24 protein-coding genes and 4 tRNA genes are annotated in these 20093 nt (G+C 28.3%); 25 read left to right on the top strand and 3 right to left on the bottom strand.

What is annotated here, in order from left to right; all coding sequences use genetic code 11:
* The first annotated feature begins 20 nt into the window (after positions 1–20).
* The 20 genes from Q0O83_RS06600 to Q0O83_RS06505 all read left to right on the top strand — a co-directional run bounded on the left by Q0O83_RS06600 (position 21) and on the right by Q0O83_RS06505 (position 11786).
* Entirely contained in the window at positions 21–590 is a 570-nt protein-coding gene (locus tag Q0O83_RS06600; protein ID WP_294095408.1) for a type II secretion system protein, read from the top strand.
* The gene (locus Q0O83_RS06595; RefSeq protein ID WP_294095405.1) at positions 587–736 is read left to right on the top strand and encodes a hypothetical protein; all 150 of its coding nucleotides are present in this window, start codon (positions 587–589) and stop codon (positions 734–736) included. Before Q0O83_RS06600 ends, Q0O83_RS06595 begins: the two co-directional genes overlap by 4 nt.
* Positions 737–1882 (top strand): GspE/PulE family protein, encoded by a 1146-nt coding sequence (locus Q0O83_RS06590; RefSeq protein ID WP_294095401.1) that lies wholly within the window; start codon positions 737–739, stop codon positions 1880–1882.
* Positions 1879–2901, top strand: coding sequence for a type II secretion system F family protein (locus tag Q0O83_RS06585; protein WP_294095399.1), 1023 nt, complete (start codon positions 1879–1881; stop codon positions 2899–2901). The genes Q0O83_RS06590 and Q0O83_RS06585 overlap by 4 nt, the downstream gene beginning before the upstream one ends.
* A 10-nt stretch (positions 2902–2911) precedes the next feature.
* A complete protein-coding gene (locus tag Q0O83_RS06580; RefSeq protein ID WP_294095396.1) occupies positions 2912–3364 on the top strand; it encodes a type II secretion system protein in 453 nt (150 codons plus the stop codon).
* Entirely contained in the window at positions 3349–3810 is a 462-nt protein-coding gene (locus Q0O83_RS06575; RefSeq protein WP_294095393.1) for a prepilin peptidase, read from the top strand. The genes Q0O83_RS06580 and Q0O83_RS06575 overlap by 16 nt, the downstream gene beginning before the upstream one ends.
* Entirely contained in the window at positions 3797–4132 is a 336-nt protein-coding gene (locus Q0O83_RS06570) for a hypothetical protein (RefSeq protein WP_294095391.1), read from the top strand. The genes Q0O83_RS06575 and Q0O83_RS06570 overlap by 14 nt, the downstream gene beginning before the upstream one ends.
* Positions 4113–4634: a hypothetical protein gene (locus Q0O83_RS06565; RefSeq protein WP_294095388.1), complete on the top strand. Its 522-nt coding sequence runs from the start codon at positions 4113–4115 to the stop codon at positions 4632–4634. Before Q0O83_RS06570 ends, Q0O83_RS06565 begins: the two co-directional genes overlap by 20 nt.
* Positions 4635–4638: 4 nt before the next feature.
* On the top strand, positions 4639–5157 hold the full coding sequence (locus Q0O83_RS06560) for a hypothetical protein (protein ID WP_294095385.1): 519 nt from the start codon (positions 4639–4641) through the stop codon (positions 5155–5157).
* Positions 5138–5833: a hypothetical protein gene (locus Q0O83_RS06555; protein WP_294095381.1), complete on the top strand. Its 696-nt coding sequence runs from the start codon at positions 5138–5140 to the stop codon at positions 5831–5833. The genes Q0O83_RS06560 and Q0O83_RS06555 overlap by 20 nt, the downstream gene beginning before the upstream one ends.
* 116 nt (positions 5834–5949) lie before the next feature.
* A complete protein-coding gene (locus Q0O83_RS06550; protein WP_294095378.1) occupies positions 5950–6450 on the top strand; it encodes a hypothetical protein in 501 nt (166 codons plus the stop codon).
* Positions 6450–8006 carry a secretin N-terminal domain-containing protein gene (locus Q0O83_RS06545; protein ID WP_294095376.1) on the top strand — a complete coding sequence of 519 codons (1557 nt, stop codon included), beginning with the start codon at positions 6450–6452 and terminating at the stop codon, positions 8004–8006. Before Q0O83_RS06550 ends, Q0O83_RS06545 begins: the two co-directional genes overlap by 1 nt.
* A 1-nt stretch (position 8007) precedes the next feature.
* On the top strand, positions 8008–8994 hold the full coding sequence (rfaE1, locus tag Q0O83_RS06540) for a D-glycero-beta-D-manno-heptose-7-phosphate kinase (RefSeq protein WP_294095374.1): 987 nt from the start codon (positions 8008–8010) through the stop codon (positions 8992–8994).
* A gap of 9 nt (positions 8995–9003) precedes the next feature.
* Positions 9004–9480, top strand: coding sequence for a 2-C-methyl-D-erythritol 2,4-cyclodiphosphate synthase (gene ispF / locus Q0O83_RS06535; protein WP_294095371.1), 477 nt, complete (start codon positions 9004–9006; stop codon positions 9478–9480).
* Between the two features lie 61 nt (positions 9481–9541).
* Positions 9542–9617, top strand: a tRNA-Val gene (locus Q0O83_RS06530).
* A gap of 10 nt (positions 9618–9627) precedes the next feature.
* Positions 9628–9704, top strand: a tRNA-Asp gene (locus Q0O83_RS06525).
* Between the two features lie 5 nt (positions 9705–9709).
* Positions 9710–9785: transfer RNA gene (locus tag Q0O83_RS06520), tRNA-Phe, on the top strand.
* A gap of 14 nt (positions 9786–9799) precedes the next feature.
* Positions 9800–9874: transfer RNA gene (locus tag Q0O83_RS06515), tRNA-Cys, on the top strand.
* Positions 9875–9960: 86 nt separating this feature from the next.
* Positions 9961–10413 carry an S-layer homology domain-containing protein gene (locus tag Q0O83_RS06510; RefSeq protein WP_294095369.1) on the top strand — a complete coding sequence of 151 codons (453 nt, stop codon included), beginning with the start codon at positions 9961–9963 and terminating at the stop codon, positions 10411–10413.
* 23 nt (positions 10414–10436) lie between these two features.
* Positions 10437–11786 carry a glucose-6-phosphate isomerase gene (locus Q0O83_RS06505; protein ID WP_294095367.1) on the top strand — a complete coding sequence of 450 codons (1350 nt, stop codon included), beginning with the start codon at positions 10437–10439 and terminating at the stop codon, positions 11784–11786.
* Positions 11787–11831: 45 nt separating this feature from the next.
* On the opposite strand, the gene Q0O83_RS06500 is transcribed toward Q0O83_RS06505, so the two are convergent.
* Positions 11832–12647, bottom strand: coding sequence for a carboxypeptidase-like regulatory domain-containing protein (locus tag Q0O83_RS06500; RefSeq protein ID WP_294095366.1), 816 nt, complete (start codon positions 12645–12647; stop codon positions 11832–11834).
* A gap of 100 nt (positions 12648–12747) precedes the next feature.
* Here Q0O83_RS06500 and Q0O83_RS06495 point away from each other — a divergent pair, with 100 nt between their 5' ends.
* The 4 genes from Q0O83_RS06495 to leuS all read left to right on the top strand — a co-directional run bounded on the left by Q0O83_RS06495 (position 12748) and on the right by leuS (position 17998).
* Positions 12748–13311 (top strand): DUF1694 domain-containing protein, encoded by a 564-nt coding sequence (locus Q0O83_RS06495; protein WP_294095364.1) that lies wholly within the window; start codon positions 12748–12750, stop codon positions 13309–13311.
* Position 13312: 1 nt separating this feature from the next.
* Complete coding sequence (murA, locus tag Q0O83_RS06490; protein WP_294095363.1) at positions 13313–14584, top strand: UDP-N-acetylglucosamine 1-carboxyvinyltransferase; 1272 nt, start codon at positions 13313–13315, stop codon at positions 14582–14584.
* 14 nt (positions 14585–14598) lie between these two features.
* Positions 14599–15309 carry a 23S rRNA (guanosine(2251)-2'-O)-methyltransferase RlmB gene (gene rlmB / locus Q0O83_RS06485; protein WP_047380878.1) on the top strand — a complete coding sequence of 237 codons (711 nt, stop codon included), beginning with the start codon at positions 14599–14601 and terminating at the stop codon, positions 15307–15309.
* A 76-nt stretch (positions 15310–15385) separates the two neighbouring features.
* Complete coding sequence (leuS, locus tag Q0O83_RS06480) at positions 15386–17998, top strand: leucine--tRNA ligase (RefSeq protein WP_294095361.1); 2613 nt, start codon at positions 15386–15388, stop codon at positions 17996–17998.
* Positions 17999–18033: 35 nt separating this feature from the next.
* Here leuS and Q0O83_RS06475 read toward each other — a convergent pair whose 3' ends face one another.
* A complete protein-coding gene (locus Q0O83_RS06475) occupies positions 18034–18387 on the bottom strand; it encodes a zf-TFIIB domain-containing protein (RefSeq protein WP_294095358.1) in 354 nt (117 codons plus the stop codon).
* 15 nt (positions 18388–18402) lie between these two features.
* A complete protein-coding gene (gene aroE / locus Q0O83_RS06470) occupies positions 18403–19206 on the bottom strand; it encodes a shikimate dehydrogenase (protein WP_294095355.1) in 804 nt (267 codons plus the stop codon).
* Positions 19207–19307: 101 nt separating this feature from the next.
* Between aroE and Q0O83_RS06465 the strand changes: the two genes are divergently transcribed.
* Positions 19308–19949: a Crp/Fnr family transcriptional regulator gene (locus Q0O83_RS06465; RefSeq protein WP_294095353.1), complete on the top strand. Its 642-nt coding sequence runs from the start codon at positions 19308–19310 to the stop codon at positions 19947–19949.
* Positions 19950–20093: the final 144 nt, after the last annotated feature.

Raw genomic sequence — 20093 nt, 5'->3', positions numbered from 1 at the left:
TTCTTTAAAAGAAGGTGATTATGAACAAAAATATAAAAAGCAAAGGGCTAACTTTTTTAGAGACAATAGTAGTTGTTACTATTATTTTTATTTTTAGCTCTTTTTTATTTATAAAAATTATAAAAATTAATGAAAAGCTTGATCTAGAAAAAAATAGAAAAATATTTCAAGTTATAGTATCCAAATACTCAATTCAATCTTTTTACAGTAAAGAAAGATATCTGATAGAATTAAATTTTATAGAAAAAGAAATAAGAGTAAAAAAGAACAATACAGTGATAGAGACCTTGAGTTTATCAAAAAAATTAAATTATGAAATTCCTTACAATAAAATTAGAAATCCACAATTTAGCTTTGAAACAACCAAAACAGGAAATTTAAGCAAAGCTTTTACTCTCTATATTTTTGGTTATAATAATCAAGTAGAAAATAGATTGGCATTTTATACTTTTCAAAGAGAAAAGATTTTAAAAATAAATACATATTTAAATAAAAGCCTTGAAGGTATTAATTACAATAATATTTTAGATTATCATTACTCTTCAGAAGGAGAAGGAAAAATTGGATGGAAAGAGGAGGAGTTTTATTGAAAAATAAATTTTTTATAGTGTTAGTTTTAACAGTCATATCGATAAAAGTAGAATCTGAGAAAGGTTTTTTGAAAAAATACGTTAGAGTTTCGAACTTTGAAACAAAAACAGATTTTAAAGTACTATTAATTGAAAGAGGATTTTAAATGAGTGAAGAAATTTATTTTAAAAGAGATGTTTTAGAAATAAAAGAATCAAAAGATTTAAAATACAATAGAGAGGATATAGCTGAAATATTGAATATTCTTATCCTAAAGAGTATAAGAGAAAGAGCCTCTGATATTCACATAGAATCAAAAGAAAATAGTGTAAAAATAAGGATTAGAATAGATGGGTATCTTAAAAACTATGAAGATATAGAAAAAAATTTGGGTGTTAGGCTTATAACTAAAATAAAACTGTTGAGTGAACTTGATATAGGAGAGAAACGATTACCTCAAGATGGAAGATTTAAAGGCCAGTTCAATGAACAAAAAATAGATTTTAGAGTTTCAATAACGCCAACAATATTTGGAGAAAGAGTAGTAATACGTCTATTAAAAAATAATGTTTCTGATTTATTGATAGAGAACTTGGGTTTTTCAACAGAGAATTTAGTAAAAATCCAAGAATTATTAAAGAAAAAAAGTGGATTACTTTTATTTTGTGGTCCAACTGGAAGTGGAAAAACAACAACTCTTTACTCTATAGTTAACTATTTAGAAAATGAAAATCTTAATATAATAACAATAGAGGACCCAATAGAGTATCAATTTTCAGATATAAATCAAATTCAATGTAAAAATGAAATAGGGCTGGACTTCTCAGTAATATTGAGAAGTGTTTTAAGACAAGATCCAGATATAATTTTAGTTGGAGAGATAAGAGACAAAGAGACTGCAGAAATAGCCCTAATGGCTTCTTTAACTGGTCATTTGGTTATTAGTACTCTTCATACGATTGATTCTTTAACAGCGATAGATAGACTTATAAATTTTGGAATAGATAAATTTATAATAGCTACAGCAATAACAGCTATAGAAAGTCAACGTTTAGTTAGAAAAATATGTTCTATTTGTAAAGGAAGAAAAGGAGAAGAATGCTGTAATGATGGTTTTATAGGTAGAGAGGCTGTTGAAGAAATAATTTTTTTTGATAAAGAAGTTAGAGATTTAATACTGTATAGATCAACGAAAGAGCTAAAAGAGTATTTAAAAGAAAGTGGATTTAAAAATCTTTTAGAGAATGGTCTTTCAAAAGTTGAGCATGGTATAACAACTAAAGAAGAAGTTGTAAGAGAGTGCTTTATATGATTATAAAGAAAAAAATAAAGGATAAAGATTTACAAAATTTGTATTTGAGAATTGGAAGATTATTAAATGCTGGAATCTCTTTAAAAAAAGCAATTGAATTTCAAAAGAATAGTTCGAAAAATCCAATATTAAAATCTAAAATTTTAAATTTCTGTGAAAGATTAGAGAAAGGAGAGAATATATACTCTATATTGAAAGATGAAAATTTATTAAAAGAGAGAGAGCTTTTAATAATCTATGTTTCTGAAAATATAGGAAGAATGGGCGACGGATTTTTAAAGATTTCAAAAATGAAAGAGAAAAAAGAAAAGTTAAATAACGAAATAAAAATTGCACTGTCTTATCCAATTTTTATTTTAGTTATATCAACAATAATAATTCTTTTTATTTTTTATTTTATAGTTCCAAACTTTGAGTCGGTTTATTCTCTAAATCAAAATGAATTACCATTGATAACAAAATTTATTTTAAAAATTAAATATATATTGTCAAAATATCCCTACACGATACCTATTTATATTTGTGTAGTTTTTTTTGGCTTAAAATCAGAAAAAATAAAAAAATTATTATATAAAAACTCCTTAATTCGAAAATTTTTAATTGAAAAGTATATAATAAGTATTTTGGATAATCTAGCGTTACTTTTAGAATCAGGAATATCAATAGATAAAGCGGTTGATATTATTTTAGAAAACTTAGATAAAGGTTTTTTTAGAAATAGAATTTATATATTAAAAAATATAAAAAAAGGGGAGGTACTTTCAAGTTGCTTAAAAAAGTTAGAGGTTTTTTCTTTAGAAGAGATTGATATGGTTAAGATTGGTGAAGAGAGTGGTACAGTTCCACTTATTTTAAAAGAGATAGCTTTAGTAAGAGAGGAGGAGTTGAATAAAAGAATAAAAATTATCCTGAAATTAATTGAACCAATTTTATTATTGATAATAGGAGTAATTATAAGTATTTTTGTTGTAGGATTGTATTTACCAATTTTAAATATGGGTGATTTATTAGAAATCTAGAGGAGGGGTAATGAGAAGGAAAAAAGGTTTTAGTGTTATTGAAATTATTTTAGTTTTAGGAGTTATTGGAATTTTAAGTAGTTTTATAGTACCAAAAGTAAGAGATTATTTAGCTATGGCAAAAGATTCTAAAGCGATAAACACACTACAAAATTTGAGAGTTGCTTCTGAAACTTATTATTTAGAAAAAGGTTTATATCCGTGGTCAGGTGAAGATGGAACTAAGATGTCTACTATTTTAGAAAAATTGGAGAATTATATTGGAAATAAAGTGAAGATAGGAGATGGACAAGAAGATTTATTACTTGAAATAGGAGGAAGTAAAGCAAATCCAGAGGATTCAATTACATATGGTGGAAAAGTTAAAGTAGAAATAGAGAATAATAAAAATGATTTATATTTAGAGCCAGTAGCTCCTGCTTTAGAATTTAATATTCGTGGGGAAAAATGGAAAGAGATTTAATAGTTATATTAGAGATGTTTATTTTAGTAGAAATAATTATTCGAGATTTTAAAGAGAAAATAATATTGAATAGAAGCAACTTAACTCTTTTATTCATAGGTCTATATTTCGGGATTTTAAATGATGATTTATGGGCACGAATTATTGGAAGTGCCCTTTATACACTACCTTTTATATTAATTTATACTTACGGAAGCGATTTTTTTCAAAAGGAGTGCCTCGGATTAGGAGATGTAAAACTAATGATATCTATAGGGACACTATTAAAATTTGATAATTTTTTTAATGTATTATTGTTTATAAACATAAGTTTTATCTCTGCATTAATTTTTATAGTTATTAGATATTTTATTTTTAAGAACATAGATAAAGAGATTGCATTTGGTCCATTTTTAATTTTTTCATATGTCTTACTTAAATATGGAGGAGTATATGTTAAATTCTGAAAGAGGTTCAACATATATAGAGGTTTTAGTAGCATTGATTATAATATTGTTGCTATTAAATCCGTTATTCTCTGGTCTGATATCTTTAAAAAAAAATTTAAACAGAGTAAATATTTATGAAGTATTAGAAAATGAGATTGAAAAAATTAGGGTGTTTTATAAAAAAAATAGTATTGAATCAAAATATATCTCTATAGATGATTCTTTCGAGATAGAGATACAAAATAGAAATGTGTATGAAGATTTTTATATTTTAAAAATATCTATTTCAAAAGAAAAGCTAAAAAGAGAGAGAGTTTTATATGTATATAAACAAAAATAAAGGAGCGACACTGCTTGAATTGATAGTTATTTTTTTTCTAAGTACAGTGATATTTCAGGTTTTAAATATCTATTTTAAGTATTTAAATATAGAAAATAGAAGAGTTTTTATTGATATACAAACAAAGTTAGATAGTGATATTATTTTAAAAAAAATTCAATCCTCTTTTCATGAAGCTTCATCTTATAAAATTTATGAATATTTAAATATTCCAAGATTTATTGATTACTCAAAAGAAAGTTTAAAAGAGGGAAATATGTTAGTAATAGAGAGGTATATACCTTTTCAAGATGAAACAGAGGTGGAGATTTATTATCAAACATCAAGTAATTATATAGTTTCTCATTATGCTAGTAAAAAGTCAGACAACATTATTAGAGAATTAAAAGGTGGCGAAGTTGTCTTAAGAAGAATGACAATTAGATTTTATTTAGAAGAGTTTGGCGTAACTTTGGAGGGGTTCTATTTTAAAAAAGAATATAGAAAAGAACTTAAGGAATAAAGGTATGGTATTACCATTAGTTTTATTAATAATTTCACTCCTTTTATGGATGTTTTCGATTACTTTATTATTTTATAAAGCTGAAGTAAATGAGATTCAAGCTTTAAAATCCTCAAATGATATCTATTGGGAGTTGGAGAATATATCTACGATTGCAGAATATGAACTATTTAAAGGTGATAAAGCGATAAAGTTAAATGAATATAAAGATATTATTGAATATTTTGAAGATGAGAGTTTAATTTGGATAAAACCTAATCTGATATCCAAAAGCGGTTATAAGAGAGAAAGTTTAATACAAAACAAAAAGCTTATTTCAGGTGAGGTAATTTTGACTCCTATGATGATGAATATATTAGAGATAAAGCTTGTAAAAGAGATTGAAATAGAAGCAAAGAAAATAGAAATAGTAGTGGATATTTATTATGAATATTTGAAACCAGATGGAGATTTTTCTAAAAGTAATAAAAGAGAGATTAGAGGAGTTGAGGCAAAAATCAAATATGAAAATATTAGAGATTAATGATAGAGGAATAAAATTGATTGAAGATGGAGAAGTAATTAATCAAGGTCTTTTTAATGAAAAAGAAGATATTCCTTTTGAAGTAAAAGACTTACTATCCATTTACGATAATGTTGATATAATTGTATTAAAAATTTTAATCTCTTTAGATGAAGATATTCAGTCAGAGATAAAAAATGTAGTGGAAGAGATTGGATGGAAATTAAAAAAAGTTAATAAAATTTCTAAAAAAGTTAAATATATATTGATATTATTAACAAGTTTAGAGTTAGTTTTATGTGGAGTTATTTTTTTTAAAAGCTCAGTTTTTAGAGATGAAATTTTTGAATTAAAAAAAGAGAATATGAATTATAGAAAAGTAATTACAGAGTTCGATCAGAAAATGAATCTAGAAATAGATGACAACGATATGAATATAATTTTTTTTGAAAAAAGTAATCTGAGTGAATATTTAATTTTTCTATCTGAAGTTTCTAGAAAATCAGATGTAAAATATCAAAAAATTCAATATATAGATAAAAAAATAAAAATAGAGGGATTTGGAAAAGATATGAAAAATATATCCAAATTAAAAAAATTTATTTCAGGATTTAAAGATATTGATAATTCAAAGTTTGATTTTGTAAGAAAAGAGGGGGAGATATTATATTTCTTAATAGAATTGGAGAGAAAATAAAACAAATAAATTTAAATAAACAACTAATTATTTATTGGATAATAAATTTAATAATACTGTTTATATGTATAGATCGAGTAATTTCTTTAAAAGAATTAAGTCATGAAAAAAAGAGTTTGAATCAAATCCAAAAGAGTTTAAAAAAAACTCTTTTAGAAAAAGAGATAGCTTTGAAAGAGTATAATGAAAAGTTAGAAAAAATTGAATTTAAAAAAGAGAGTAAAGAATATGATGACTTTATTTTTGAGGGAACTGAAGATGTTCTTGATTATTTGAACAGTTTAAATAAAAAAAATAATTTAAATTTAGAAATTGTAGGAAGAGAAGTATTAGAAGAGGTAGATGGAAAAATTTATGGAAATTTTTATTATGAATTATATGGAAGTGAGTTAGGAGTTTATAATTTTATTTCTGAATTGGAAGAACAACAAAAATTTATAGCTTTAAAAATGAATTCAATAATGTTAGAAACAGATGGGGTTGATTTATATTTAAAAGCGAATGTTATGTATATAATCAATAATAAAAAAAATAAAATGGATTATGATTACTATAATAATGGAATTTTTAAAAAAATAAAAAGTAGAAATATTGAAGGGAAAAGGAGAATGTTATAATGGGGGCTAAGAAAATTATATTATTTCTTTTTATATGCTTAACAACTTTTTCAATAGAAAATTATCCAAAGGAGTTAGATTTAAAAGAGGTTCCAATCACAGATTTATTAGCACATCTATCAAAATATTCCAAATATACTTTAATAGGTGATTCATACATAAAAGATATAAATGTAGATGTTTTTTTTAAAAAAGGTACTTCAATTGATGAGATTTTAAGAACAGTGGAAAGAACCTATGGATTAACAAGAATACAAAGTGGAAATACTTTTATTTTTAGAGGAAGAAAATCTGAGGATAAAGATATGTTGGTGGGAAGAGTTTATGATATAAATACAAATAGAGAGGTTGAAGGAGTTAGAATTATTTTAAAAAGAAGAGAAGCTTTAGAGGCAATATCAGGAGAGTATGGTGAATATTTAGTTGATAGTTTAACTAGAGGCACTTATTTTATATCAGTACTTTCAGATGATTATAGATATGAGGGGGATTTTTTAGATATAAAAGAGGGTGTGAATAGATTTGATTTTTATATTGAGAAAAAAAATTATAAACCTATAAAAAATATAGCTCAAGAAAGGGAACAAAAAAGTAAAAAAGATGATATAATAGAAAATATTTTATTAGAAAATTTAAATTATAAAGAGATAGAAAAGATTTTAAAAGAAACTTTTGAGGATAAATTGAAAGTTTCGACGAGTCCTGGAAATAATTCAATCATAATTTTTGGTAATGGTGAAGCAATTTATTCAGCTAAGAGATTGATAAATCAATTGGATAAAAGAAAAAAACAGGTGAGAGTAACTGCAGAGATTATTGATGTAAAAGAGAATCTATTCGAGGATTTAGGTTTTAATTGGGCTTATGATAGTCAAGGGCGACTGTCTAATAAAAATAGTGGTGTATATCTTGAAACATTAGTTTCGACAGGAATTGATGGGTTAGGTGAAATTATGGGGAGTTCTATTAATTTTGTAAGTAAATTTAATAGTGGAAAAGATGTATTAGATTTAACTTTAAATTTATTAGAAACAACCCAGGATTTAACAGTGAATGCTTTGCCATCAATTATATTATTAAATGGAGAAACAGGAACTTTAAAGATGACTGAAGAGGTAATTGTGGGTGAAGATAAAGAGGAAAATACAAGTAGTGATACGATAAATTATAGGCCGATATTTAAGGAAGCAGGTATAATATTAAAAGTACTACCATCTATAAAAGAGGACAATAGTGTGTATCTAGACTTGGATTTAGAAGCTAGTGATTTTAAATTGAAAAAATCATTTAAACCAAATGATGAAAATTCAGGGACATTTAATTCAGAGGGTGGCTCTAAAATTTCTAGGCAACTAAAAACAAAAGTTAGAATAAAAAATAACGATATTATTTTAATTGGTGGATTAAAAAGAAAAATAGATCAAAAGATAAATAGTAAAGTTCCAATTTTAGCAGATATTCCTGCTATTGGAGTTTTATTTAAAAGTAGATCGAGTAGATTAGAACATACAGATTTATATATAAAATTAAAAGCTGAAGTAATAGAGGAGATTTAAAATGGAAAAAAGTAGATTAGAAGAGATACTTAATAGTTTTCAAAATTTAAAGGTTGCAGTAGTTGGAGATATGATGTTAGATGATTATCTGATTGGATCAGTTGATAGAATATCTCCAGAGGCACCAGTTCCGGTTGTATCAATAAAAAAAGAGAGATTTGTACTTGGAGGAGCAGCAAATGTAGTTAACAATCTATCTACATTAGGAGCAAAGGCTGTTTGTTTTGGCGTTATAGGGGAAGATTTTGATGGTGAGAGACTAGTTAGAGAACTAGAAGCAAAATCAATAGAGACATCTGGAATTGTAAAAACAGATGATAGACCAACAATAGTAAAAAGAAGAATAATAAGTGGAACACAGCAATTATTAAGATTAGATTGGGAGGATGCTAGAGCAATTCCTGAAAATTTAGAAAATAATTTATTAGAACAAGTAGAAAAAAGAATAGATGGATTAAATGCAATAATTTTATCAGATTATGATAAAGGGGTTTTAACTCCAAGAGTTGTAAAAAGAATAATAACTTTATGTAGAGAAAAAGGGATAATTGTAACAGTAGATCCAAAACCTAAAAATGCACTTAATTACATTGGAGCTACATCAATGACTCCAAATAGAAAAGAAGCTGTAGAGTGTTTAGGAAAAAAGAGTTTTGATGATATGTTAACTATAGGAAAAGAATTAAAAGAAAAATTACAATTAGACAATCTATTATTGACAAGAAGTGAAGAGGGAATGAGTCTTTTCCACGAAGAGGATGTAATAAATATACCGACATATGCAAAAGAAGTTTTTGATGTAACAGGAGCAGGAGATACAGTAATATCTGTATTTACTTTAGCATGTGCAGCAGGAGTAAGTCTTCATGAAGCAGCAAAGATTGCAAATACAGCAGCAGGAGTTGTTGTGGGGAAAATGGGAACATCAACAGTTACAAAAGAAGAGATTTTAGATTTTTATAACAGAATCTATAATGAATGGAAATAGGTGAGTATTATGCTAAGAATTGGAAATGGATATGATGTTCATAAACTTGTAGAGGGTAGAAGATTAGTTTTAGGTGGGGTAGAGATACCTCACTTAAAAGGTGTGTTGGGGCATTCTGATGGAGATGTATTAATTCATGCAGTAATGGATGCATTATTGGGTGCATTAGCTTTAGGAGATATTGGCCAACATTTTCCAGATACTTCAAATGAGTTTAAAGATATTGATAGTATGATTTTGTTAGAAAGAGTTTTTCAGTTAATAAAAAATAGAGATTATAGAATTGGAAATTTAGATTGCATAATTGTTGCACAAAAACCTAAATTAAAACCATATTTAGATTTGATGAGAGAAAGAATAGCTAGAGTTTTAGAAACAGAGCTCTCAAATATTAGTGTAAAAGCAACAACAGAAGAGCAACTAGGTTTTACAGGAAATGAAGATGGAATAAAATCTTATTGTGTTGTTCTTTTACAAAAAAAATAAAAATAATAAAAAATATAGTTGCATTAATGAATAGATTGTGCTATACTAGTTTTGTCTTCAAGGAAGCATAGCTCAGTTGGGAGAGCACCTGCCTTACAAGCAGGGGGTCACTGGTTCAAGTCCAGTTGTTTCCACCATATAATTAATGGGGGTGTAGCTCAGTTGGTTAGAGCGCATGCCTGTCACGCATGAGGTCGCGAGTTCGACCCTCGTCACTCCCGCCATTATTGCCCAGATAGCTCAGTCGGTAGAGCAGGGGACTGAAAATCCCCGTGTCGGTGGTTCGATTCCGCCTCTGGGCACCATTAATTTAATAGAAGGCGACGTCGCCAAGTGGTAAGGCAGAGGTCTGCAAAATCTCTATTCACCAGTTCAAATCTGGTCGTCGCCTCCAAAATTAAGATATAAACAGCTTTAGGGCTGTTTTTTTTTATTCTTTGTGCTATAATTGAAAAAAAATTAACCATAAAGAGGTAGTGTATGAAGAAAATAATTGTGATATACTTTACACTGATAGCATTAGCTTATGGACAGGGAAAAGAGCTGATATTTGACGATGTTCCTAAAAATCATTGGGCATATAAAGCAATAGAGAATCTTGTAAATGAAGGTATTATTTCTGAGGATAGTTTTTTATTCAAAGGAGAGTTTCCAGTTTCGAGATATAGTTTTGCAGAAGGGTTGAGTCGATCGTTTAATAGCTTGGATGAAAAAAAAGCTAATAGAGGAGATTTGATAATTTTGGAAAGTTTAGTTTATGAATTTTCAAGAGAGTTAACTAAGATTGGATTTGATGCAGATTTATTCAATGGAAAAATAGAAAATATAAGAGTTGATGTTGAGGTTATAAGGCAGAAAAATGATGAAACTCAAAAAGAAGTAAATGAGTTAAGGAAAAGAATCGAGGCTTTAGAAAAAAATGCAGGGATTTAATTAATATGGAGGTAGATATTATTATGAGAAAGTTATCGTTTGATTATTCAAATGCACTAGGTTTTTTTAATGAAAATGAATTAGCATTAATGGAGGCTCAATGTAAAACTGCAACAGAAACTCTGATGAGTGGATCAGGAGCAGGAAATGATTTTTTAGGTTGGATAGATTTACCAACTAACTATGACAAAGTAGAGTTCGATAGAATAAAATTAGCTGCAGAAAAAATAAAAAATGATTCAGAAGTTTTAATAGTTATTGGTATTGGTGGATCATATTTAGGAGCTAGGTCAGCAATTGAGTTCTTATCACATACATTCTATAACAACCAAACAAAAGAAAATAGAAAAGGACCTGAAATATATTTTGCGGGGCAAAACATATCAGGTAAATATATAAAAGATTTATTAGAGGTAATCGGAGATAGAGACTACTCTGTAAATGTTATATCAAAATCAGGAACAACAACAGAACCAGCTATAGCTTTCAGAATATTCAAAAAGCATTTAGAGGAAAAATATGGTGTAGAGGAAGCAAGAAGAAGAATCTATGCTACAACAGATGCAAGCAAAGGGGCTTTGAAAAAGTTAGCTACTGATGAAGGATATGAAACATTTGTGGTACCTGATAATGTAGGAGGAAGATTCTCTGTATTAACAGCAGTAGGATTATTACCAATAGCCGCAGCAGGAATAAGTATAGATGAGTTAATGGCTGGAGCAAGAGATGCTCAAGAAGCCTATAAGGCTCCATATGCAGAGAACGACTGTTTAAAATATGCAACAATTAGAAATATTTTAAATAGAAAAGGTAAGGATGTAGAGATGTTAATAAACTACGAACCGAGATTACATTATATTGGTGAGTGGTGGAAACAGTTATTTGGAGAATCAGAAGGTAAAGATGGAAAAGGATTATTACCAACAGCTGCAGATTTTTCAACAGACTTACACTCAATGGGGCAATACATCCAAGATGGAAAAAGAGTTTTATTTGAAACTTTAGTAAACATTGAAACTCCAGAGCATGATATTTTAATAGAAGCTGATAATTTAGATTTAGATGGATTAAACTATTTAGCAGGAAAAGGAATGGACTTTGTTAATAAAAAAGCTGCTGAAGGAACAGTGCTAGCTCACGTTGATGGAGGAGTACCAAACCTAATCGTAAACATACCAGAAGCAACACCTTATCACTTAGGATATATGTTCTACTTCTTTGAAAAGGCATGTGGAGTAAGTGGATACTTATTAGGAGTAAATCCATTTGATCAACCTGGAGTAGAAGCTTACAAAGCAAATATGTTTGCTCTTTTAGGGAAAAAAGGATTTGAAAAGCAAGCTGAAGAGTTAAATAAAAGATTAAAGAAATAATAAAAAATAAAAGCAGCTCACGTTATTTTTGTGAGCTGCTATTTTTTAATCTGTAAATATATTAAATTGTCTTAAATCTTTATTGATTGTAAAAATTTCACTTTTATAACCTAAGTTAGGAATTCTAAAATAAGCTTTTTCATAAGTGAGAATGTCTCTAAATTCAAAAAGACCATCTTTTGTAGTTTTTATAGTAGAAATAACTTTATTGTTAGAACCATTTATAAGTTCAAGATATGTATCTTTTAAATAGTTGTTATTTTTTACAAGAGCACCTGAGATATAGAATGTTTTAGCTTCTAAAGTAATCGAGATATCATTTATAAATTTCTCATTTTGAATTAACATAGATGTCCCATTACCATAGAATCCATCTTTTTGAGCAAATATAGAGACAAGTCCTATTTGACCTTCAAAAGAGAACTCTCCGTTTGAATTACTCTTTAAATCTATTAAATTTTCTCCTACTTTAATTTTAACGTCGGCATTCTTAATAGTTTCTCCAAATTTATTGATAATTTTTCCATAGATATGAATTTTATTATCTGTCATATTTAAAATAAGCTGTTTAGGTTCGTTAAAAATATAATCTACAAAAAAATCATCTCCAATTAAAGAGGTATACCCCTCTTTTTTTACAATAATTCGATATTTATTTTTAGGAAGTTTTATACTAAAATTTCCATTGATATCACTTTTTACTGTTTTTACAACATTTGAGCTATTAGAAAAAAATACAGTAGCATTTCCTAATCTAAATTCTTTATCAGTTACGAATCCAGAGATGTTAACTATTTCGTTCTGTGTAAAAGTTCTTAATGAAAAAACTAGAATAAAACAAAGGAAAAGTTTGAATCTCATAGTACCTCCTGTATAGTGATGTTATATTTAATTATATCACTTTTTTGATTTTATATGCTATAATTATTAATAAAAATAAAATTTTATAGAAGGTGATTTCGTGGTAGATGATATAATAAACGAAAGAGAAAAAGCAAAACTACACTTCTTAAAAACTCAAACTGAAAAACTAATTTATTTAGGTGAATTTAAAGAGAATGTATTAGCAGCTTTAGATAGACAAGAGATAGAGAGAAATCTTATTCACAACGAGATAAAAGAAGTAATGAAAGATAAGAGAGCGATTTTATTAAAAATTAGAAGAGATGTTCACTTTGAATGTATAAAAACTTACATAGATGAAGCTGAAAAAATAGGACTTAGATATACACTAGTTGATGATATAACCTTTAGAGGAAATATTGGTTTAGTAGTTGTCTCAAGTGAAGCTTTAGATAATGAAGATAAAGAGGTTGTAATAGAAAGTGCAACAAAGGTATATACAGATGCTGGTTTAAGTGAAGGCTTTATTTATGGAGAAGGGCATAAAATTTGTCCAAAACATTATAAAGAGTTAAAAGAAAAATTACCATCGCATTTAGATAAGTTTCAAGAAATGAATTTTTTTGATAGATTATTTGGGAAAGTGTGTCCAATAGATAGATTTGACAAAAAGGAGAGATAGCATGAGCGTAGAGGCATTCAAAATAATTGGTGGAAAAAAAATAAGTGGAGAGCTTAAAGTTGAAGGAGCAAAAAATGCAGCACTTCCAATTTTTGTAGCTACTTTAATAGAGAAAGGAACATATATTTTAAATAATGTACCAAATTTAAGAGATATAAATACTTTAGTTCAACTTTTAGAAAGTTTAGGACTTGAAATAGAAAAATTAGGAGATCACTCTTATAAAATCGTAAATAACGGATTAAAATCATTAGTTGCATCGTACGATTTAGTAAAAAAAATGAGAGCTTCTTTCTTAGTTATGGGACCTATGTTAGCTCATGAAAAAAAAGCGAAGGTTTCTTTGCCTGGTGGGTGTGCAATTGGTTCGAGACCTGTAGATTTACATTTAAAAGGATTTGAAGCTCTTGGAGTTAAAATCGATATAGATCATGGATATGTAGCGGGAGAAGCAGAAGAATTAATCGGTGGGAAAGTTGTTTTTGATTTTCCAAGTGTTGGAGCCACAGAAAATGTTATAATGGCAGCAGTAAAAGCAAAAGGAAAAACTACTATAGAAAATGCTGCTAGAGAGCCAGAAATAGATGATCTATGTAACTTCTTAGTGAAAATGGGAGCTAAAATAAACGGCATAGGAAGTGGAAGATTAGAGATAGAAGGTGTTGAAAAATTAAATCCTTGTGAATACTCTATTATTCCTGATAGAATAGTTGCGGGAACATTTATAGTTGCATCTCTTATGTTTGATGGAGCTATAACAGTTAAAGGTGTTGTAAGAGATCATATAGAGAGCTTTGTATCTAAATTAGAAGAGATGGGAGCAGAGTTTGAAATAGTTGGAGATACGTTAACAACTAAAACAAAACTTAAAGACTTAAAGCCAGTGAAGGCAACAACAATGCCTCATCCAGGATTCCCAACAGATTTACAATCACCAATGATGACTTTAATGTGTTTAGTTAAAGGTACAAGTGAAATAAAAGAAACGATATTTGAGAATAGATTTATGCACGTTCCAGAGTTAAATAGAATGGGAGCAGAGATAACAACAGATGCTAATATGGCTAGGATAGATGGAATAGATAACTTCTCTTCAGCTGAAGTTATGGCCAGTGATTTAAGAGCTGGAGCATCACTTATTTTAGCTGGTTTACTAGCAGATGGTGAAACTATAGTAAATAGAATTTACCATGTAGATAGAGGATATGAAAACTTAGAGGTTAAACTTAGAGCTTTAGGTGCAGATATAGAAAGAATAAAAGTAGAAATATAAATAAGGGTGAGAAAATGGAAAAAGTAATAGGAATAAATCCTGTAATAGAGTTATTACAAAATAAGTCTAACAATATTGAGAAAATTGAGATTTTTAAAGGAATGAGAGAGGAGAAGCTTGGAAAATTAAAAGCTTTAGCTTCTGCAAGAAATATAAAAATATTCTCAGTTGGAAAAAAAGAGGAGAACTCTCAAGGAGTTGTAGCATATCTTAGTGATTATGATTACTACATTGAACTAGGTGAGTTTATAGAGAAAATAGCTAGAGATGAAAAATCAATAGTTTTAATTTTAGATGGAGTTCAAGATCCAAGAAACTTCGGTGCAATAATAAGAAGTGCTGAAATATTTGGTGTAAAAGGAATTATTATTCCAGAAAGAAATTCTGTAAAAATTAATGAAACAGTAATAAAGACATCAACAGGAGCTATTGAGCATGTTGATATAGTAAAAGTTACAAATATATCAGATGCGATAGAAAAATTAAAGAAGTTGGACTTCTGGGTTTATGGAGCTGAAGGTTCTGGAACTAAGTTCTATCATGAAGAGAAGTACCCTAATAAAACAGCCTTAGTTTTAGGAAGTGAAGGGGAAGGAATTAGAAAGAAAGTAAAAGAAAATTGTGATATTTTAGTAAAAATACCAATGCACGGAAAGATAAACTCTCTAAACGTATCAGTTGCTGGAGGAATCATACTTTCTGAAATAGCTAAAAACCTATATTAAATAAATAAACCTGTGGAAGTACAGGTTTTTTTATGCTATATTATGAGATAAAATGAAAAATTAATGGGGTGAAAAAATGAGAGAATATAACTTTGGCCAAATAGAAGAAAAATGGCAACAGAAATGGAAAGATGAGAATATATTTAAAACTGAAGATAAAGTAGAAGGAAAAGAGAACTACTATGTTTTAGAGATGTTGCCATATCCATCAGGAAAATTGCACGTAGGACATGCTAGAAACTATACTATTGGAGATGTAATAGCTAGATATAAAAGAATGAAAGGGTATAATGTATTACATCCTATGGGATGGGATTCTTTTGGATTACCTGCTGAAAATGCTGCAATTCAAAATGGAGCACACCCTGCAATTTGGACAAAATCTAACATAGATAATATGAACAGACAGTTAAAGATGATAGGATTATCTTATGATTGGGATAGAGAGATTGCGAGTTATACTCCTGAATACTACAAATGGAATCAATGGATATTCAAGAAAATGTTTGAAATGGGATTAGTTTACAAGAAAAAATCAACAGTAAATTGGTGCCCAGATTGCCAAACTGTTTTAGCTAATGAGCAAGTTGAAGATGGTATGTGTTGGAGACATTCGAAAACTCCAGTTATTCAAAAGGATTTAGAGCAATGGTTCTTTAAAATAACAGACTATGCTGAAGAGTTATTAGAAGGGCATAAAGAGTTAGTAGCTGGATGGCCAGAAAAAGTACTGACAATGCAAAAGAACTGGATTGGAAAATCTATTGGAACAGAAGTTAACTTTAGGTTAGTGGAAAAAGATGAAAACTTACCAGTATTCACAACAAGAGTAGATACTTTATTTGGAGTAACTTATGCAGTAATAGCTCCAGAGCATCCATTAGTTGATGAAATAATAAAAGTTAATCCATCAATAAAAAGTGCTGTTTCAGAGATGAAGAATACAGATATGATAGAAAGAACGGCTGAAGGAAAAGAGAAGAATGGAGTAAATACAGGGTGGCATGTAATTAATCCTGTAAATGGTGAAAAAGTACAACTATGGATAGGAGATTATGTACTAATGAACTATGGAACAGGAGCTGTAATGGCTGTTCCTGCTCATGATGAGAGAGATTTTGCTTTTGCTAAAAAATATGATTTACCAATTAAAGTTGTAATCAATCCTATAGATAAGGAATCAAAAGAGGAAATTGTAATAGTTGCATCTGAGATGAAGAATGCATTTATTGGTTCAGGAATAATGACTAACTCTTCTGATTTTAATGGAGTATCTTCTAAAGAGGCTTTAGCTAAAATAGCAGAATTTGTAGAAGAGAAAGGTTTTGGAGAAAGAACTACAAAATATAGATTAAAAGATTGGGGAGTTTCTAGACAAAGATACTGGGGAACACCAATTCCAGCTTTATACTGTGAAAAGTGTGGAGTAGTAATGGAAAATGATGAAAATCTTCCAGTTTTATTACCAACAGACGTTGAGTTTTCAGGAAATGGAAATCCATTAGAGACATCAGAAAGCTTTAAGCATTCAATCTGTCCATGTTGTGGTGGCCCAGCAAGAAGAGATACAGATACGATGGATACTTTCGTAGACTCATCTTGGTATTTCTTAAGATACTGTGATCCTAAAAATGAGAACTTACCATTTGCAAAAGAGATTGCTGATGGATGGGCACCAGTAGATCAATATATTGGAGGAATAGAGCATGCTGTAATGCACTTACTATACTCTAGATTCTTCTCAAAAGTTTTAAGAGATATGGGACTTCTTTCATCTAATGAGCCATTTAAAAGATTATTAACTCAAGGAATGGTATTAGGACCATCATATTATTCAGCTAATGAGAATAGATTCTTATATCCTGAAGAAGTAGAAGTTAAAGGAAGCTCAGCATTCTTAAAAACTACTGGAGAAGAGTTACAAGTAAAAGTAGAAAAAATGTCAAAATCAAAAAATAATGGTGTTGACCCAGAAATAATGATAGACAAGTATGGAGCAGATACAACAAGATTATTCATAATGTTTGCTGCACCTCCTGAAAGAGAGTTAGAGTGGAATGAAAATGGATTAGCAGGAGCTGCTAGATTCTTAAATAAAATTTGGAGATTAGTTTTAGAAAATAAAGAGTATTTAGCTGATACTTCAGAAATTGACTACTCTAAGTTAACTAAAGAGGATAAAGCTTTAGTAAGAAAGTTACATCAAACAATTAAAAAGGTAACTGAATCTATTGAAGCTGATTATCACTTCAATACTTCGATTGCTGCAACTATGGAGTTATTAAATGAGATGCAAGACTTTAGAACTCAAGTTTTGGGAACAGATAAAGAGACATCTGAATCTAAAAAAATATTTAGAGAAGCTATGGTAAATGTGGTTGTAATGTTATCTCCATTTACTCCTCACTTCTGTGACGAGTTATGGCAAGAGATGGGGAATGAAGGTATGTTATTCTTACAAGCTTGGCCAACTCATAAAGAAGAGTTAACAATAGCTGATGAAATTGCAATAGCAGTTCAAGTTAATGGTAAGCTAAGAGGAACTTTAGAAGTTGAAAGAACAATTTCTAAAGAAGAAGTTCAAGCTAGAGCTTTAGAAATAGAAAATGTTAAGAAATTTATAGAGGGACAAACAGTAGTTAAAGTTATTGTTGTACCAGGAAAAATTGTAAATATAGTTGTAAAATAAAAATTAGGAGAGCAAAAAAATCTGCTCTCCGTTTTTTATTTTTTGAATCTATCCCAGAAATTTGGTTTTTGTGCATCTCTCATCTTTTTTTCTTCAGCTTGCTCTTTATGATAGTTAGACCAATTAGGATTATTTTTCATATTAGTTTTCATCTGTTTCATATAATTATATGTAGCTTTAGTATTTCTATATTTTGTTACAAAATTTGTTTTTATATCAACAAAAGTTTGTGTAATTCCTTGGAAAAAACCAAGAAACTTTTGGATTATTCTTTTAAAAGTTGTAAATTTATAAATCTCTTTGCAACTAGGGCATCTATATTTAGCAACTTTATCCATTATTCTCATTTTCTCTTTACACTTAGGACATGTAATAACTATTTTTTTCATATTTATAATCCTCCGTTATTTATAAATTTCATCGACAAGTTCATCGTAAATTTTTTCATAGTTTAATTCTACATCATTCCAAATCTCTTCTGATTTAACACCTTGTGAAACTAACATACAAAATCCATTTTCAATTTTTTTGTTTTTAGAATGTGCAAATTTTAAAAATAAAGTTTCTTTAGGATTATATATTAAATCTAAGGCAAAGTCAAAATTTTGAAGAACATCACTAGATACAGGAGAAATCTCTGTATTAGGGAAAGTTCCGACAGGAGTAGCATTTATAATTAGATAACCAGATGTTTCTAAAAGTTCTTCATAGGAAATAGTAAAGCAATTTAGTAAATTCATTTTAGTTTTTTCAGGGTTTCTAGAGACTGTATAAACAATAGCATTAAGATCTATAAGTGCTTTGATACAGGCTTTTGCAGCACCACCACTACCTAAAATAATAACTTTTTTATTTTTTAAATATAATCCCATTTTTTCAAAAGTTTTTATTAGTCCAAAGTAATCAGTGTTGTAGGCTGTTATTTTATTTTTAGAAAATTTTATACAATTTGCAGCACCGATATCTTTAACTTCTGAAGAAAGTTCATCAACAAATTTTAAAATAGTTGTTTTATATGGAATAGTGATGTTTAATCCTAAAATGTTATCTTCTTTCATACTTTTTAAGAAGCCTTCTATTGATCCCTCATCTTCTACATCATAGATTTTGTATTCAGCTTCAAAATTGTATAATTCAAATATTTTATTATGAAGTGTTGGAGAAAAAGAGTAAGAAATATTTTTTCCAAGCAATCCAAATTTTTTCATAAATTAAATCACTCCTTTTTTATATATAATTATATTATTATTTTTTTGAATAAACAATGATATTATATTTATAAATAAAAATAATTCGCGGAGGTAATAGATTGAACTTTAGTTTTTTAAAAAAAATAACATTATTTAAAGATATAGAGGAAAGTGAAATAAAAGAAATATTTAAGGCTATAAGTTTTGATATAAAAAAATTTGAAAAAGATGACATAGTTTTTTTTAGAGGAGATACATTAGATGGAATTTCAATTGTTATTAATGGAAATTTAAGTGCTGAGATGTTAAAAGATACAGGTGATGTTCAAAAAATAGAGAATTTATCTACAGGAGATTTAATAGCTTCAGCTTTTATTTTTGGTGAAAACAATATTATACCTGTTGATTTAATAGCTTTAGAAAAAACTGAAGTTTTACATATTGATAAAAGAAACCTTTTAAAGTTATTTAATTTAAAAGAAACTATACTAATAAACTTTTTAAATGAAATTTCAGATAAAACTCAATTTTTATCAAATAAAGTTTGGAAAAGTTTTAATTCGAAAACAATAAGAGAAAAAATGCTTGATTATATTGAACAGAATAAAGTAGAGGATAAAGTATTATTTAAACACTCTATAAAGGAGTTATCAGAGATGTTTGGGGTTAGTAGGCCATCTTTATCTAGAGTTATCAGTGAATTTGTGGAAGAGGGTGTATTGGAAAGAGATGGAAAAAATAGATTTAAATTAAATTTATAAAAAATTTAATAAAAAATAAAAAAACTTGTTGACACAGTTTAAAAATTATGTTATTATACTTCTTGTAGCGGGAACAACCGCACAGCATTGAAAAGGACATTAACAACCGAATAGAGAAAATAGTCAGAAGTTATGAAAATAACA

Source organism: uncultured Cetobacterium sp. (assembly GCF_945952365.1).
Classification (GTDB): Bacteria; Fusobacteriota; Fusobacteriia; order Fusobacteriales; family Fusobacteriaceae; genus Cetobacterium_A.
This window is presented reverse-complemented; position numbering and strand designations above follow the sequence as displayed.